Source organism: Streptococcus pseudopneumoniae, assembly GCF_001072665.1.
GTDB lineage: Bacteria > Bacillota > Bacilli > Lactobacillales > Streptococcaceae > Streptococcus > Streptococcus pseudopneumoniae_S.
In genome coordinates this window covers 1-299 of record NZ_JVJI01000134.1, presented here as the reverse complement: position 1 = coordinate 299, position 299 = coordinate 1, and the positions used below count along the sequence as shown (strand labels likewise).

Here is a 299-nt window from a genome sequence, read left to right as displayed (position 1 = left end):
TTTTGGAAACCAGGAGGACAAACCTTCCCAGGAAATATGCCAGAAGCAGTCATTGACGAAGTTCCGTGGGGAGAATTTACAATTAGAAAATTAGGAAGCGATTAAAATGAGTTTGACTAAAATAACATGGGAAGAGTTTGATACCTTTGAAAAGATTGAATCACCAAAAGGATATGATTTTCGAACACATGAAGGAAAATACTATACTTTTGGTGAGTTTGGAGTAGCTTCAGTTCGTCGTATCTTTGAGATTAATCCTTCTGATTTTAACGAATATTTATTAGGTAGGAGAACGGCAC

At 36.1% G+C, this 299-nt stretch carries 1 pseudogene; it reads left to right on the top strand.

Annotation, left to right across the window (positions count from 1 at the left end):
- Positions 1-106: 106 nt before the first annotated feature.
- Positions 107-299: pseudogene (locus tag ADH52_RS10155) on the top strand (hypothetical protein); the annotation flags it as partial.